14 protein-coding genes are annotated in these 16,551 nt (G+C 57.5%); 5 read left to right on the top strand and 9 right to left on the bottom strand.

Annotated elements, in window-relative coordinates; genetic code table 11:
* Window positions 1-148 precede the first annotated feature (148 nt).
* The 3 genes from J2I48_RS01845 (at window position 149) to J2I48_RS01855 (ending at window position 4,062) form a co-directional block, all read left to right on the top strand.
* Window positions 149-463: a hypothetical protein gene (locus J2I48_RS01845; RefSeq protein ID WP_207333663.1), complete on the top strand. Its 315-nt coding sequence runs from the start codon at window positions 149-151 to the stop codon at window positions 461-463.
* A 3-nt stretch (window positions 464-466) separates the two neighbouring features.
* Window positions 467-784 carry a zeta toxin family protein gene (locus J2I48_RS01850; RefSeq protein ID WP_207333664.1) on the top strand — a complete coding sequence of 106 codons (318 nt, stop codon included), beginning with the start codon at window positions 467-469 and terminating at the stop codon, window positions 782-784.
* A gap of 341 nt (window positions 785-1,125) precedes the next feature.
* Entirely contained in the window at window positions 1,126-4,062 is a 2,937-nt protein-coding gene (locus tag J2I48_RS01855; protein WP_310587246.1) for a PD-(D/E)XK nuclease family protein, read from the top strand.
* Window positions 4,063-4,150: 88 nt separating this feature from the next.
* On the opposite strand, the gene J2I48_RS01860 is transcribed toward J2I48_RS01855, so the two are convergent.
* Window positions 4,151-5,068, bottom strand: coding sequence for a histone deacetylase family protein (locus J2I48_RS01860; RefSeq protein WP_207333665.1), 918 nt, complete (start codon window positions 5,066-5,068; stop codon window positions 4,151-4,153).
* A 183-nt stretch (window positions 5,069-5,251) separates the two neighbouring features.
* Here J2I48_RS01860 and J2I48_RS01865 point away from each other — a divergent pair, with 183 nt between their 5' ends.
* Window positions 5,252-5,680, top strand: a complete 429-nt coding sequence (locus J2I48_RS01865; protein ID WP_207333666.1) for a hypothetical protein — start codon at window positions 5,252-5,254, stop codon at window positions 5,678-5,680.
* A gap of 103 nt (window positions 5,681-5,783) precedes the next feature.
* Here J2I48_RS01865 and J2I48_RS01870 read toward each other — a convergent pair whose 3' ends face one another.
* From J2I48_RS01870 to J2I48_RS01900, 7 genes are all read right to left on the bottom strand, one after another.
* The gene (locus J2I48_RS01870; protein ID WP_207333667.1) at window positions 5,784-6,857 is read right to left on the bottom strand and encodes an alpha/beta hydrolase; all 1,074 of its coding nucleotides are present in this window, start codon (window positions 6,855-6,857) and stop codon (window positions 5,784-5,786) included.
* 91 nt (window positions 6,858-6,948) lie between these two features.
* Window positions 6,949-8,025, bottom strand: a complete 1,077-nt coding sequence (locus J2I48_RS01875) for an aldose epimerase family protein (protein ID WP_207333668.1) — start codon at window positions 8,023-8,025, stop codon at window positions 6,949-6,951.
* Window positions 8,026-8,030: 5 nt separating this feature from the next.
* Entirely contained in the window at window positions 8,031-8,729 is a 699-nt protein-coding gene (locus tag J2I48_RS01880) for an L-ribulose-5-phosphate 4-epimerase (RefSeq protein WP_207333669.1), read from the bottom strand.
* Window positions 8,730-8,834: 105 nt separating this feature from the next.
* Window positions 8,835-10,340 (bottom strand): L-arabinose isomerase, encoded by a 1,506-nt coding sequence (araA, locus tag J2I48_RS01885; protein WP_207333670.1) that lies wholly within the window; start codon window positions 10,338-10,340, stop codon window positions 8,835-8,837.
* 245 nt (window positions 10,341-10,585) lie between these two features.
* The gene (locus tag J2I48_RS01890) at window positions 10,586-12,241 is read right to left on the bottom strand and encodes a ribulokinase (RefSeq protein WP_207333671.1); all 1,656 of its coding nucleotides are present in this window, start codon (window positions 12,239-12,241) and stop codon (window positions 10,586-10,588) included.
* Window positions 12,242-12,292: 51 nt separating this feature from the next.
* Window positions 12,293-13,399 (bottom strand): ATP-grasp domain-containing protein, encoded by a 1,107-nt coding sequence (locus J2I48_RS01895; RefSeq protein WP_207333672.1) that lies wholly within the window; start codon window positions 13,397-13,399, stop codon window positions 12,293-12,295.
* Window positions 13,400-13,543: 144 nt separating this feature from the next.
* Window positions 13,544-14,248 (bottom strand): esterase family protein, encoded by a 705-nt coding sequence (locus tag J2I48_RS01900; protein ID WP_207333673.1) that lies wholly within the window; start codon window positions 14,246-14,248, stop codon window positions 13,544-13,546.
* A 100-nt stretch (window positions 14,249-14,348) separates the two neighbouring features.
* Here J2I48_RS01900 and J2I48_RS01905 point away from each other — a divergent pair, with 100 nt between their 5' ends.
* Window positions 14,349-15,194, top strand: coding sequence for an alpha/beta hydrolase (locus J2I48_RS01905; RefSeq protein ID WP_207333674.1), 846 nt, complete (start codon window positions 14,349-14,351; stop codon window positions 15,192-15,194).
* A 122-nt stretch (window positions 15,195-15,316) separates the two neighbouring features.
* Here J2I48_RS01905 and pcaF read toward each other — a convergent pair whose 3' ends face one another.
* Entirely contained in the window at window positions 15,317-16,525 is a 1,209-nt protein-coding gene (gene pcaF, locus J2I48_RS01910; RefSeq protein ID WP_207333675.1) for a 3-oxoadipyl-CoA thiolase, read from the bottom strand.
* Between the last annotated feature and the right edge of the window lie 26 nt (window positions 16,526-16,551).

Here is a 16,551-nt window from a genome sequence, read left to right on the forward strand (position 1 = left end):
CACGCGGAAGTGATTCGGAGCAATTTTTCTACCGACTCTACGCTCTTAAATCCCTACTAGACAAGTAGTTACACAGTATTCAAACGTATCTCTTTATCGTTATCTGACCAGAAGTCGTAAATTGTCAACACAAAGCAACTAAGAGCGTATGGCTGCGAAAGAATTCAACGATTGGGTAAAAGGTGATGTCGCCATCGAGATCATCGGCAAAATGATTGCGGAGGAAAATGGAAAGTTGAATCAGTTACTGGATTCATTTGAGGAGAAAGGTATTGATGAAGAAGACGAGCTTGTACAAAATGATTCTCGCTACAAATCAATGATTCAACAACTAGACGCATACGACGACGAAATTCGAGCTATTTACGACGGGGAGAATACAGCCTCTATTTTTGACAAAGTAACAACGGTCTATGCTCCTCATATCAAACAACAATACACTTTCGCGGCACTGTCCCGCTGACCAATGCCGCTAGCTGATTTTACCCGTCGTCAATTTGATCGCCAAAAAAAACGAGTAAGTCGAAAGTTATTTAAACGAATTAAGCCTCAGTTAGTCAATAGACCTATTGGCATTTTACTTGGTGGTCAACCCGCATCAGGAAAAACTAATTTGATCGAGACGATTAAACGCAACACGCCTGATCGTCAATTTGTCGTCATTAATGGTGACGAGTTTAGAACTTACCACCCCAACTATACAGCTATCTATAGTCAATACGGCACCGATGCCCCACACCACACACAGCCATTTTCCAACGCCATGGTGGAATGGGCCGCGTAGCGGTCTAATGTTTATAGAAAATTGATCAGCGAATATGGCCTAGCGTGCCGTAGGCACGCCACAACATTGGCAGGGTGGTCGCGTACCTACGGCACGCTAGGCACTTACAAACCCATCCCCTACTACAAACATTTAACCGCTACGCGGTCTACGAGGCCGGAGGAGCATTTAAAATGCAGCCTCTTACAAGGCTGATTACGAGGCGTTACGCCAGTCGGCCTTGAAGCGGGGCGAGACAAATGCGGCTTATTTGGCGCAACTGACAGCACTGGCCGGACAACTTTCCTGACGAATCATGGCGGGGACGGGGTTATCTTTACTTAGTTAAGCTCCCTGCCGCCGTGACCTTCCTGCAACAAACCGCCCAACTTATTTTTGCGCAACATCAGCACCATATGGACCACATCTGGGTGATTTTGCCCACGCGGCGGGCCGTATCCGTGTTCAACCGGGAACTCGCCGACCTCACCGAACGGCCCATGCTGGCCCCCCATGCCGTGGCCGTAGACGATTTCATCACCGAAGCCGCCGACGTGCAGATCATCGACTCGGTGAGTCTGCTGTTTGAACTGTACGACGTGTTTCAGCAACTCGAACACCAGGTCGAGTTCGACAAGTTTGTGGGCTGGGCCTCAATCCTGCTCACCGACTTCGACCGGATCGATCAGTTTCTGGTCGATGCCGACAGGCTCTTTGGCTACCTCACCGAAGCCAAACGACTGGAAACCTGGAACTTACAGCTACCCAGTGGCGCGGCTCCCGTAGTCAACACGCCCATCACGAGCCAGTATTTCAGGCTCTTTGCTAACCTCAAAGCGGCCTACCACCGCCTGCGCGACCGGCTGACGGCCAAGGGGTTAGCCTACCGGGGCATGGCCTACCGCCTGCTGGCCAACGAGGTGGAAGCCCGGCTGCTGGACAACCCGCTGTACGAGAAAATTTATTTCGTCGGGTTTAACGCGCTCAGTGCCGCCGAAGAGCAGATTATCAGGGTGCTGACCAAAGCCCAAAAAGCCGAGCTGATCTGGGACACCGATGCCTATTATATGAACAACGGGCGGCAGGAGGCGGGCTTTTTTCTGCGGAAATACAAGGCCGACGGGCTGCCCGGTTTCAAAGACCGCAGTGGTGGGCCGGGCCTGGGCAATACCGTTACCATGGGGCGCAGCCTGACGCAAACCCCCGACCGTACCTACCGCATGGTGGGCGTACCTACGGCCTCGTTGCAGGCCAAACTGGCCGGGCAACTGGTAAGCGAAACGGCCACCGCAGGCAGCCACACGCCCCGCACGGCCATTGTCCTGGCCGACGAGACGCTGCTGATTCCGGTGCTGTATTCGTTAAGCGAGACCGTCCGCGACCTCAACGTGACCATGGGTCTTAGCTTGCGCCATTCGCTGCTATTCACCCTCGTCGATACGCTGTTTGAACTGCAACGTACGCTGGTTCGATTCAACGACGCGGGCGGCGAGCAGGTACCCAAGTTTCACCACCGGCAGGTGACCAAGTTGCTCAACCACCCGTTTGTGCGGCAGTATGCCACCATCAACGACCTGCTGGCCCCCGACCAACCCAACGAGTTACCTAAACCGTTGATCGACTGGCTGTTGGGCGAAGTGGTATCGGGCAAACGAGCCTACCTCAGCAGTGCCGAACTGCGGGCATTAGGGCAGCAGGACGCGCTCTTCGGCATCCTGTTCACGCCCTGGCCCGACCACGACCCTACGCTGGCGATTCAGGCGCTGTATGAACTCATCGACCTGCTCCGCGACGTGTATCGTGAGGGGCAGGACACCATCGAGATTGAATACTTGTACCTGTTTTTCAGCCTGCTGAAGCAGTTGGAAACCACCCTGCGGCAGCAGGCGCAGCAGCCGGGTGCTCCGGCGGTGACATTGCGGAGTTTCCGGCAGTTTATGAACGAACTGATCCGCCAGACCACCATTCCGTTCACGAGTGAGGGCGACAGCCCGGTGCAGCTGATGGGCTTGCTGGAAACGCGGGGACTTGACTTTGAGCGGGTCATCGTCCTATCGGCCAACGAAGGCATATTGCCTCAGGCCCGGAAGCATAACTCGCTGATTCCGTTCGACATAGCACAGGAAGTGGGGTTGCCTACCTACCGCGAACAGGAGTCTATTACGGCCTACCACCTCTACCGCCTGCTGCAACGTGCCCAGGACGTGACGTTCCTCTACACCACCACGCCCGACGCCTACGGCAACGGCAAAGGAGAACCCAGCCGGTTTCTGCGACAGATCGAGCATGAGCTGGTACCCGCCGCCGGGGGCACCATTACCCTCCACAAACCGGCGCTGCGCATGGCCGCCGGGGCCGACCGGCAGGACACTGTACCGCTGCAAGTACCTAAAACAGAAGCCATTAGAAAGGCGCTGACCACCTATCTCACGCGCACGGGCATCTACCCTACCCACCTGAACCACTACGTGTCGTGCGGGATGCAGTTCTATTTTCAGAAGCTGGTGGGCATCCGCGAAGAGCGCGACCTCGACGAGCACATTGGCAACGACGAGTTTGGCACCTGGATACACGAAACGCTGGAAGCCATTGACCGCGATTACCGCCTGGTCGACAAACCCGTGACGCAGGATGTGGTGTTGCAGGTATTGAAAGAGCAGTACGCCCGCGTGATGGCAGGCCGCGTGGCCGACACGGGCTATAACCTCCTGTTTTATAAACTGGCCGAAGACATTATGGTGCAGTTTCAGGCCTTCCAGAATGGAGAAACCGCTAGCCGGGGTATTAAGATTTTGGGTCTGGAAGAACACCTCACCACCACCGTGCCCGTAGACATCGGCGACGGCACCATCATTCAGGTGAAGCTGGGCGGTAAACTGGACCGGATTGAGCAACTGGCCAACGGCACGATCCGCATTGTGGACTACAAAACCGGCAAGGTAGAACTGCCTTCGCGCATCACGAACCTGAGCGAATCAATCACCGATTCGGCCGACGGCAAGTGGGATAAGATCAGGCAGCTTTGGCTGTATAAGTACCTGCTGCTGAAGAACAACCGCACTAACGGTTACCCCGTCGAGGCCGGTTTTTACTCATTTCGGTCTGACCCCGCCAAGCCCGTTTTCCAGACCAACCGCGTGGCCTTTTCCGACGATAACGACCCGGCTACCTACATACAGGAGACCGAAAAGCTCATCACCACCTTCGTGCAGCGCATGTTTGCCGATGAGCCGTTCATCATGACCACCAACACCGCCGTCTGCACATATTGCCAGTTTACAAAGATTTGCGGACGGTAGGGAGGGAGTTTTCAGTTTGCTGTTTAGAATTGGCTTGGCGCTCCGTGCCCTAGGCACGAGGCAACCGAAAAACGCTAAAGTGAAAACGTTAAAAATAAAGATTCGCCGCTACTCGAAATGTGTTGCAATGGGCATCAACGATGTCGGCGACGCGGGGGGAATAGCCGCCGCCCATAGAGACCACGATGGGCAATCCGGCTTTGCAGGCCTGCTCGAAGACGAACTCGTCGCGCTGCTTTACACCACCCATCGACACACTCAGTTTGCCCAGGCGGTCGGTGGCCAGAATGTCTACACCTGCCACATAGAACAGAAAATCAGGCTGTTGCGTGGCCAGCAGGCGGGGCAATATGTCGTAGAGGGTGTTCAGAAACAGCTCGTCGCCGGTGCCGGTGGGCAGGGGAATATCCAGATCTGACTGTTCCTTTTTGAGGGGGTAATTGTCTTTGCCGTGCATGCTGAAGGTAAATACACGCGGTTCATCTTGGAACATCACCGCCGTACCGTTGCCCTGATGCACGTCAAGGTCGATGACCAGGATCTTGCGGGCCTGCCCCGTTTCGAGCAGGTAATGCGCCGCCACGCCCACATCGTTAAGCATACAGAAACCCTCGCCGTGGTCGGGGTAGGCGTGGTGGGTGCCGCCCGCCACGTTCATGGCCACGCCATCGCGGCGGGCGTAGTGGGTGCAGTCGAGGGTGCCCTGGGTAATCACCCACTCACGCTCGATGAGCCGGGGCGACATCGGGAAGCCAATGCGGCGCACCATTCGGGCATCGACGGTCTGCGTTTTCAGGGCGTGAACATAGTCGGGCGTGTGTACCCCCAGCACCCACCAGTCGTCGATAGGGTCGGGGGCGAAGAAGTTGGCCTCGGTGCAGGTGCCGTCGTAGAGGAGTTGCTCGTGGATGAGTTCGTACTTGATCATCGGGAACCGGTGCGGTTCACCCGTGGCACTAGCGGGTAGTTCGTGTTTGTAGAGCGGCGCGTAGGCAATCTGAAGCATCTGATCTGGGTGGGCAAGGAAAAGACCGTTGAATAAGTGTTACTCGCCACTTACCGCTTGAGTCTCAATTGGCAACGGACTTAATCGTATTTTCATAGTCCCGTTTCGGCTGTCAGTGTAAACTCTGAGTACGTCTCAACGGTTTAGGAGGTACGACTTCCATCAACATATCTTCATCGACCTATGAATATCGAACTCTCTACATCTGCCGAGGCCGCACCTTTCGACCTACTGGACGTGCTGGTGCAAAATCGCAAAGACCGCAACGATGACCGGTCGTTGTTGTCGCTGCACTTTCTGGGTCAGCGGGGGCCACGCACCGAGCGCCTCAAAATGCCGTTGCTAACCTGGTTTGATGCCCATCAGCTTCAGTCGTTTACCCGGCAGTTGGCCAACGCCGCCAGCCGCCCCGACAAGTGCCAGATGGACCTGCCCGACGCAGGACTGCGCCTGATTGCCACGGGCCACAACCGCCGGTCAATCCGCGTTGAGCCCATGCCCACCTCCCCGCGCCGGTTTGCCCCCGTCACCATCAACGGCACCCCCTCCGGCCTCCGCGACTACGCCAAAGTCCTCTATTCCCGCCTCTGGGAAGCCTTTTGTAGAGGATGAGGGAGGGAGTGGTAAGCGCAAAACGGTAAGCGGTGAGTTTGCTTTCGCACGAGCAATACGCTGGCGTAAGCAAACTCACCGCTTACCGTTTTGCACTTACCACTTAGAAAAACAGCCACACCACCGCTTTGCCAAACTCGCGGCTCCAGCGCCATTCTTCATGTTTGCCGTTGGGGTCAACGGCCGTTTCCAGGAAAGCGCAGTGATCATCGATGGGGCATTGCAGGCTGTCGCGCAGGCGGTTGAGGGCGGGCACCATATACTGCGATTCAGCCTCGCCGCCGTAGAGGTACACTCTCGTGTCGGCAGGCAGGGGTTGGCGCTGGACAGCGGCATACACCCCCGGCGAAATCCAGAGTGCGGGCGAAAACACCAGCCACCGGCCAAAGACGTCGGGCCGCCGAAGCCCCGCCCATACCGCCAGCAACCCACCCAATGATGAACCGCCAATGCCCGTGTGGGGTGCGTCGGGTAGCGTCCGGTAGGTGGCATCGACATGGGCTTTAACGCTATTTATCAGGAAGTTAATGTGCGCATCGCCCTTACCGAGGGCCGGTTTTCCTTTTCGGGCTTCAACGGTGTATTCGCCCATTCTTCCCTCGTTGGCATGGTCTACCGCCACGATAATTACCCCTTGCTGCCTCCGACTGGCCAACTGCGCCATGCGAAACTCCGCTTTCCACGAACCATAGCCCGCTCCCTCACCCACAATGTTCTGCCCATCCATCATGTACAGGACTGGGTAACGCTGATCGTTGCTGAGGTAATCATGGGGCAGCACCACCTGAATACGGCGCGGCTCGTCGGCATCGGGGATATCGATGTAGTGGGTTTCTTCGATGGGCAAGTGACCAAGGTTTATTGGTTGGCCACCCCATTGCCAGTAAGGCACGTAATCCTGCGCGAGGCCGTCGGCACAGTTGGCCGAGCGGTTTGGGGTTAGTTCGCCCTCATCATCCAGTTCAAGGCTACCCTCGCCGCCGCGGTAGTATTTATACTCAAGTTGATCGGGCAGGGATTCATCCACCAATATATCGACGGCGTAGTGGCCGGGGCCGGTGGGTTGTAATTGAGTGGCTTCCAGATCAGTAGCCCACGCACAAAAGTTACCGGTAACAAACACGGGTCGGTCATCAATCGCCGGTGTTTTCAATTCAAAACGAAACGGAAAAAGCATACCCATAGAACAAATCTGCCCCCTAAATTGTGCTCATTTTTCGCCAGAATCGCCGTTTATTACGCGGACTACCGGCGGGTCACTTTCTGAATTATGCCGGGTCGTTCCGCACCGAAAACCGATATACGGTCGTGCTCCGGTAGGTTTCTCCGGGGCGGAGCGTGGTGGTCGGAAAAGCGGGGTGATTGGGCGAGTCGGGGTAATGCTCCGTTTCCAGGCAGAGGGCATGGCGTTTTTTGTAGGGAAATCCCTCGCGGCCCGTTACCGACCCATCCAGAAAATTGCCGGTATAGCACTGTATGGCTGGCTCGGTGGTTTCCACGTCCATCACCCGGCCACTGTTCGGCTCCAGTACGGTAGCAATCAGCTTCAGCGCGGGGCGGCTGTCGGTGGCTACCCAGCAATGGTCGTAGCCCAGGCCGTACGTTAGCTGCTCATCGGCATCGCCAATATGGTCGCCAATGGGCGTGGGCTTGATGAAATCGAAGGGCGTACCCGCCACGGGCATCAGTTGCCCAGTGGGAATCAACGTTTCATCAACCGGCACAAGCTGATCGGCGTAGATAGTAAGCACATGATCGAGCACGTCGCGTTTGACGCCGCCGGTCAGGTTGAAGAAGGTGTGGTTGGTCAGGTTCACCACCGTTGGCTTGTCGGTAGTAGCCTGATAGTCAACAGCCAACGCGTTATCTTTCAGTAGCGTATACGTAACCGTTACCAGCAGGTTGCCGGGGTAGCCCTCCTCGCAGTCTGCCGACAGGTACGTTAGCTTCAGCGCGGGTTCGTCGCCGGTAATGGGCGTGGCGGTCCATAGCACCCTGTCGAAACCGACGATGCCGCCGTGCAGGTGGTTACCCATATTATTGGTCGCCAGCGAAAAAGGTTGACCATCGAGGGTGAAGTTGCCTTTGGCAATGCGGTTGCCGTAGCGCCCAATGAGCGCCCCAAAAAAGGTCCGGTTGGCGGTATAGCCCGCCAGCGAGTCGAACCCCAGGGTGACATCCTCCAATGTACCGGCCTTGTCGGGCGTCATGAGCGCCACAATGGTGCCGCCGTAGTTGGTAATCGCCACGGTCATCCCCGCCGTGTTGCGCAGGGTGTACAGGTCGGCGGTACGACCGTCGGGCAGTTGGCCGTAGGTGGCCTTGTCAATGGTGGATTGGTTCATCTAGTTTAGCAGCCCTGACCGTAGTAGGCGTCTTTACCGTGTTTGCGTTCGTAATGTTTCAGTCGCAGGGTGTCTTTGATCCGGGCGGTGTCGGCGTTGAGTTGCAGCGTCAGGTACGCCATCCGGGCTATTTCCTCCAATACCGCCGCGTTATAAACTGATTTTTCGGCGGTATCTCCCCACGTAAACGGGCCGTGATGCTGCAACAGCACCATCTCTACCGTCTTGTGCGACAGTTGCCTATCAGTAAAAAAATTGACGATCTGGTGGCCGGTTTCGTGTTCGTAGTCGCCCTGAATCATCTCGTCGGTGAGCGTCGGCGCACAGGGAATATCGTGGTGCGTGTGGTCGGCATGGGTGGTACCGAAAATGGGTATATCCAGACCGGCCTGCGCCCAGGCCACGGCGTAGGTGCTGTGGGTGTGGGTGATGCCGCCAATATCGGCCCAGGTTTTGTATAGCAGGGCGTGGGTTTTGGTGTCTGACGACGGGCGCAGGGCACCTTCTACTACCCTACCCTCGTAGTCGCAAACCACGATGTCGTCGGGCTTGAGGTCGTCGTAGGGTACGCCGCTCGGTTTAATGGCAAACACCGCCCGGTCACGGTCAACGGCGCTCACATTGCCAAACGTAAACAGCACCAGTCCCAGCTTGGGCAACTGCCGATTGGCCTCAAAACAGGCTTCTTTCAGGGTTGTATACATAGGTGAAAGAGTGAAAGAGTGAAAGAGTGAAAGAGTGAAAGAGTGTTTGCTCTAACGTATTGGGCTACAGCAAACACTCTTTCACTCTTTCTGCCTTTCACTCTTTCACATGTAGCTCGCTTCGTTCCAGCGGAGTTCGTTTTTGAATTGGCGGAGGCGGGTGTCCTGGTCGATGACGACGAGTTCGACGTTGAACATATCGGCCAGGTCTTCGATGTGTTCGGTGGTCAGGTTCTGGCTGTAGGCCGTGTGGTGGGCACCACCCGCCAGAATCCAGGCTGCGCAGCCGGTAATCATGTCGGGCAGGGGCTTCCAGAGGGCACGCGCCACGGGCAGTTTAGGCAACGACTCATGCACCTCGACGGCCTCTACTTCATTGACAATCAGCCGGAACCGATGGCCCAGGTCAATCAGCGACACGTTGATGGCCGGGCCTGCCGGGGCGTTGAACACCAGCCTGACGGGGTCGGCCTTGCCACCAATGCCCAACGGATGTATCTCGCACGAGGGCTTACCCGCCGCAATGCTGGGGCAGATTTCGAGCATGTGCGAACCAAGCACAAGCGAATTGGTGGGGTTGAAATGGTAGGTGTAGTCTTCCATAAACGACGTACCACCGGGTAGCCCCTTAGCCATTACTTTCATGACGCGCACTAGGGCCGCCGTTTTCCAGTCGCCCTCACCGGCGAAACCGTAGCCCTCGGCCATGAGCCGCTGCGCCGCAATACCGGGCAGTTGGGTCATGCCGTGGAGGTCTTCAAACGTGTCGCTGAAGGCCCCGAAACCACCGTCCTGCAAGAACGCCCGCAGCCCAATTTCGATCCGGGCGGCATCGCGGAGGGAGCCATGTTGCACCCCCCCTTTATGCAGCGATTCCATGAGCGTGTAAGTGTCGGCATATTCCGTAACCAGCTGATCCACAGCCGCATCGGCCACCTGATTAATCACCGCCACCAGGTCCCCAATGCCGTGGGTATTCACCGACATACCAAAGGTCATTTCGGCGGCTACTTTGTCGCCGTCGGTCACGGCCACCTGCCGCATGTTGTCGCCGAAGCGGACTACTTTCAGCGTTTTCAGCTCATGGGCGGCCACCGCCACCCGCGCCCAGTCGGCTAACTGCTGCACCACGGCGGGGTCCTGCCAGTAGCCCACCACCACTTTGCGGTTGAGGGTTGGCCTTGCCTGCCGCATCCGGCTCATCATAAAACCAAATTCGCGGTCGCCGTGCGCCGACTGGTTGAGGTTCATGAAATCCATGTCGATGGTATTCCACGGAATGTCGCGGTTGAACTGCGTGTGGAGGTGCAGCAGGGGTTTGTTGAGGATGGTCAACCCACGAATCCACATCTTGGCGGGCGAGAAGGTGTGCATCCAGGTGATGATTCCCACGCAGGCCGGGGCGACGTTGACGTCCTGACAGATGGCAAAAATTTCGTCGGGCGTTTTCACCACGGGCTTAAAGATCACCCGCACCGGCATGGGTGCCGCCGCAGTCAGAAAATCGGCGATCACCCCGGCATGGTCGGCCACCTGCTTCAGGGTCTCGTCCCCATATAAATGTTGACTCCCGGTGATAAACCAGATTTCTGACTGCTTTACATCAAGCATAGTATTGAGGTTGGTGGTTTGTAGTTTGTGGTTGGTGGTTGGTGGTTGGTGGTTGCTTCGCGCTGGTTTGGCTTCGCGCTACGTGCCCGGACGCGGGACCGCCCTCGACTGCGCTCGGGGTGACAGGCCACTATATCAGGTTCTTAAGTTGATTCAAGGTGGTTGTCACCCCGAGCGCAGTCGAGGGGCCGGGCGTCAGCAACTACCAACCACCAACTACAAACTCAAAAAAAAACCGCTTCGCGCTAAGCTGTCGCCCCTTCAATAAACCTACCGAGTTGCACGTATTTCTGGTAAAGCGTCTGGTACACGTCTACCTGCGCCGGGCGGGGTTGGTACTCGGCATCGAACCCCGACCCCATGGCCCGTTGGGCGGCTTCCAGGTTGGGGTGAACGCCAGCAGCCACCGCCGCAAACATAGCCGCCCCCAGCGCACAGGCCTGGTCGGACTGCGCCACCTGAATGGGCTTGTTGAGCACGTCGGCGAGGGTCTGCATCACAAAGGGCGACTTCTTGGCCACGCCCCCAATGGCAATTACCTTTTTGATCGGTACCCCCTCGTCGATAAACCGGTCCACGATGCTCCGCGACCCGAAGGCCGTGGCTTCCACCAGCGCTTTAAACACCCTGGGGGCATCGGTGCCCAGGTTCAGGCCCGACATAGCCGCTTTGAGGGTGTGGTTGGCGTCGGGCGTGCGGCGACCGTTGATCCAGTCGAGGGCGATAGGGTCGGTTTCGGTAACGGGCAGTTGCTCAGCCTGTTGCGAGAGGTGCGGAATCAGTTGCGCCACCATCGTGTCGGCGGCTTCGTTGCCCAGCAGTTCCCGGACGGGCTGGGTGAGCAGTTGCGCAAACCAGGCGTAGAGATCCCCAAAGGCCGATTGGCCCGCTTCGAGGCCCAGCATACCCGGTGCCACCGAGCCATCTACCTGCCCGCAGATACCCCGGATGAGGCGGTGCCCAATCTCGTGGGTGGGTGCCATCAGAATGTCGCAGGTGGACGTGCCGATGATGCGCACAAACGCGTACGGCTCGATTTCGGCACCTACCGCGCCCATGTGGGCATCGAACGCCCCAACGCCCACCACCACGCCGGTAGACAAACCCAGTTTCTCCGCCCATTCCGCCGAGAGCGTACCCATTGGCTCGTCGGCCGTGTAAGTGTCGCTAAACAACCGGTCGCGCAGGCCGTGTAGCAATGGGTCGAGCTGGGTCAAAAACTCATCTGACGGCAACCCCCCGAACTCACTGTGCCAGAGCGCCTTATGCCCCGCCGCGCACCGCGACCGTTTCAGCGTAAGGGGGTTGGTAGTACCCGTCAGCACCGCCGACATCCAGTCGCAGTGTTCAACCCACGAGAACGCCTGTTGCCGAACGGCTTCATCTATGCGAAGCGTGTGCAGAATTTTGGCCCAGAACCATTCCGACGAGTAGATACCGCCCACGTACTTGGTGTAGTCGACCGAACGCGGCCCGGTGTCCCAGCGGTGGGCCAGGTCGTTGATTTCGGCGGCTTCAGTATTGCCCGTATGGTCTTTCCAGAGAATGAACATACCGTTGGGGTTGTCGACAAAATCGGGCCGCAGGGCCAGCGGCAGGCCGGTTTCATCTACTGCGCAGGGCGTAGAACCGGTGGTGTCGATGGAGATGCCCGCCACCTGTTGCCGCACGGACGCAGGCGTATTGCTCAACGCACCGGTAATGGCCGCTTCGATGCCTTCGAGGTAGTCGAGCGGGTGCTGCCGAAACTGCGACTGCGCCGGGTTGCAGTACAGGCCCTTCTTCCAGCGGCTGTAGTCATGCACATGTGTACCCACGGCTTCGCCCGTCTGCGCATTCACCACCAGCGCCCGCACCGAATCGGTGCCAAAATCGACCCCGATGACATACTGATTTTCCATATCGATTGCGCTGGCACGACAAGCGTCTACCCCATTTCCGGTTAAGCCAGCTTACTTTTTCTTCTTCGGCTTGTCGTCTTTCTCTTTTTTATTAGCCTGGGGGGCTTTTTCGGGGTTGGAATCCTTCTTGGCGGCTTTTTCCTTGATGGGCTGACCTACTTCCATTTTCGCCGCGTCGGGCTTCGTCTCGGCCTTGGCTTCGGTCAGGCCCGTGCCCATCACAGAGCCGCGCACAAACGTACCCCAGGTGAGGTTATCTTTTCCTTTCTGCACCCGCGCGGCCCGCTCGATGGCCATATTGGCGGCGGCTTCCACCACCCAGTCGAAGTTAGCCTGCCCAACGGAATTCACGTCGGCATCGGGAGCGGGGTTGCAGAAGTCGATGGCGATGGGGATACCGTCGCGCACGGCGAATTCAACGGTGTTGAAGTCATAACCCAGGCCGTGGTTCAGCTTCAGAATGTAGTCGTGCATGGTGGCCATCAGCTTCTTGCCCGCGTCGCCGGTTGTTTTCATTTCGGCGTCGTAGCGCAGGTGGGGGGCGTTACGGGGTTCGTAGGGCATGATCCGCACGTCTTTGCCGCCAATACAGTAGCACCGGAAATAATCGGTGAAGTCGATGGCCTCCTGATAAAGCATCACCAGCTGACCCGTTTCGTCGTAGGCGCGGAACATCTCCTCAGCGTTGTCGACTTTATACACGTTTTTCCAGCCCCCGCCCGAGTGTGGTTTCATGAACGCCGGAAAGCCGATCCGCTCGAAAATGGCGGGCCAGTTCATGTGTTGCAGGTTGCTGAACGACTCGTGTCGGGTATCGTCGGGGCGGTGTTTGGACGGTAACAGGATGGTTTTTGGTACCGGCACACCCAACTGAACGGCCAGGGCGTTGTTGAAAAACTTCTCGTCGGCGCTCCACCAGAAGGGGTTATTAACCACGGCGGTGCCGGTAAGGGCAGCGTTTTTCAGGAACGCTTTATAGAAGGGTACGTCCTGCGAAATGCGGTCGATGATGACGGCATAATCGGTGGCAACGCCCTGCTCCACGCGGTCGATAGAGACGGGTTCGGCCTGAAAATCGGCCTGTTTTTCGTTAACACGTTGTACGAAGGCTTCCGGAAACGTGCGTTCCATGCCGTGAAGGATTCCAATTTTTTTCATGTGAGTTGATAAGAAGGGTTTGACTTGGCGTAGCCCCCCGCCCTAAAGGGGGCCTGCTGGCGCACGAGTAAACCGCCGAAGGCGTATTGGGGCGCCAGCAGGCCCCCTTTAGGGCGGGGGGCTACGCCAAGTCAAACTAACATTTTAGATTCCATTTAGATACTGTGGAAACTGGTCGCGCCAGACGGGCCAGTCGTGTTCGCCCCAGGGCTTCACGTCGAGCCAGTGATGGATGCCTTTGTTGTGCAGAATACCGGACATCTGGAGGGTTGAGGGTTTACAAAAATCGTATTCCGACGTACCCAGCACAATGCGCATCTGGTAGAGGTGCTCATTGCTGGCGTTAGGCATATAATCGACGGGGTTGTTAAAGTACACGTTGTCGTCGTAATAGCCATCCATAAATGAGCGAATGTCATATTTGGCCCCCATGGCCATCAGGTGGGCTACCTGATCGGGGTGCCGGAAGGCAAAATTAAGCGCTTGGAAACCACCGAAGCTACAGCCCGCCACCCCTATTTTGTGGACGCTGCATTCGCGCTGAATGTAGGGCACGAGTTCTTCCGAAATGAAGCGGTCATACTGCACGTGGTTCCAGATACGGGTGCCGGGGTGCAGATGGCGGGCATACCAGCTGTCGCGGTCGATACTGTCGATGCAGTAGAGCTTGATGTGCCCTGAATCGATATGGCCCTGAATGGCGTCGGTGAGTTTGAAGTCGTTGGCCTCATAATAGCGGCCCATCGTGGTGGGAAACAGCAGCACCGGGTAGCCCCAATGGCCATAGACCAGCATCTCGATGTCGCGCCCCAACCGGTGCGAATAGTACTTGACGTAGGATTCTTGCATGGATTATACAGGCGATTGGCCGGGCGCAAGAACGGACTTTTGCGTAAAATGACGGTACTTTGTGGTTGTGAATCTATTCTGTAGCCTTATTTTCTCTCTTATGCTGACGTCTGCTGCGGCCCAGCCGTCGGCCTCGGTGACGGTATTACCCAACGACTCGCTCGTGTCGGTACCCCTCAACCGGCCCGTTCACCTCACCATCATCCTGCCGCCGGGCTACTCGGAAACTGGCCCCCTCCTACCCGTTCTGTACCTCAACGACGGCCAGGATATTTCCAGCCTCCACCTGGCAACCGTGCTCGACTCGCTGTATAACGCACAGACAATCAGGCCGTTCATCGTCGTAGCCCCCCACGCCAATGTAGACCGGATTCAGGAGTACGGCACCGCCGCCCAGCCCGACTACCTAAAGCGCGGCAGCAAAGCCAGGGCCTATACCGATTTTGTGCTGACGGAACTGATGCCCTACGTCCAGAAACACTACCGCGCCTCGACCGACCCGGCGCAGAACGTCATCGCGGGGTTTTCGCTGGGAGGCTTGTCGGCGTTCGATATTGGCTTTCATCACCCGGAGCGGTTTAGCCGCGTGGGCGTGTTCTCAGGCTCGTTCTGGTGGCGCAGCAAGAAATTCAGTAGCGCCTATGACGACGATACCGACCGGATCATGCACAGCCTTATCCGCCAAAGCACCACCAAACCCGCCGTGAAGTTCTGGCTACAAACCGGCACCCACGACGAAACGGGCGACCGCAACAATAACGGCGTGATCGACTCCATCGACGATACCCTCGACATCATCAAGGAGCTTGAAAAGAAAGGTTTCAAGGGCGAAACAACTGGCAATCAGAGCGATATCCGATACGTGGAAGTAGCTGGCGGCGAGCACAACCAAAAAACCTGGAGCGCCATCATGCCTGATTTCCTAGGCTGGGCATTTGGGAAGTAGGGTACGATAGAGGATTTTAGATGTTGGACGTTAGATTTTAGATCCTGGGAGGCTAACTCAAGCTTGTGTCTCCAGCAGTTAGCTCGATTATCCAAAATCCAACGTCCAACATCCAAAATCCTCTACTCCGCCCGCTCCAGAATGACGGCGTAGCCCATGCCTACGCCGATGCACATGGTCACGAGGGCGTAGCGCGAACCGGTGCGTTGCAGTTCCAGGGTGGCCGTTTGCACCAGCCGCGCCCCCGACATGCCCAGCGGATGACCTAGTGCAATGGCACCGCCGTTGGGGTTGATTCGGGCGTCGTCGTCGGCCAGGCCAAGTTGCCGGATGCAGGCCAGCGACTGGGCGGCGAAGGCTTCGTTTAGCTCGATCACGTCCATGTCGGCCAGGCGCAGACCGGCTTTTTGCAGCACTTTCTGCGTAGCCGGTACCGGCCCAATACCCATGATACGGGGTTCGACACCCACCACCGCCGAGGCCACGATTCTGGCTTTTGGCGTCAGCCCATACCGACTGGCGGCGGCTTCGGTCATCACCAGCACGGCGGTGGCCCCGTCGTTGAGGCCCGCCGCGTTGCCCGCCGTCACGCTACCGTCTTTTTTGAACGCCGGTCTCAGATTCGCCAGCACGTCGAGCGAGGTGTCGGCTTTGGCAAATTCGTCGTGGTCGAACAGGACGGGCGCCCCTTTTTTGGCGGGTAGTTCCACCGGCATGATCTCCTCGGCCAGTCGGCCCGACTGCTGGGCGCGAGCGGCTTTTTGCTGCGAGTTATAGGCAAACAAATCCTGGTCGGCGCGGCTGATCTGATATAGGTCGGCCAGGTTTTCGGCGGTGATACCCATGGCATCGGTGCCGTAAAGGTCATTCATGCGGGGGTTCACAAACCGCCAGCCGAAGCTCGAATCATACAATTGGGCATCATTGCCAAACGGTTTCGCCGACTTCGACAGCACCCAGGGGCCACGCGTCATATGCTCCATGCCACCAGCCAGAAACACCCCGCCGTCGCCCGCCAGAATAGACCGGTTGGCATGCACCACCGCCGACAGCCCCGACGCGCAGAGCCGGTTAACGGTTTCGCCGGGAACGGTGTAGGGCAGCCCCGCCAGCAGCAGCGCCATACGCGCCACGTTGCGGTTGTCTTCGCCCGCCTGATTATGGCACCCCAGGATCACGTCGTCGATTACCTCAGGCGGGAGGCTGGGGTTCCGGCGCAGCAGTTCGCGCAGGGGCATGGCCGCCAAATCGTCGGCCCGGACAGTGGAAAGGCTACCCCCGAAACTGCCAATTGGCGTACGGATAGCGTCGATGATGAAGGCGTGAGGCATGAGTGAGGGGCGAAGAGCAAGGAGCA

This window comes from Fibrella aquatilis, from assembly GCF_017353255.1.
Lineage (GTDB): Bacteria > Bacteroidota > Bacteroidia > Cytophagales > Spirosomataceae > Fibrella > Fibrella aquatilis.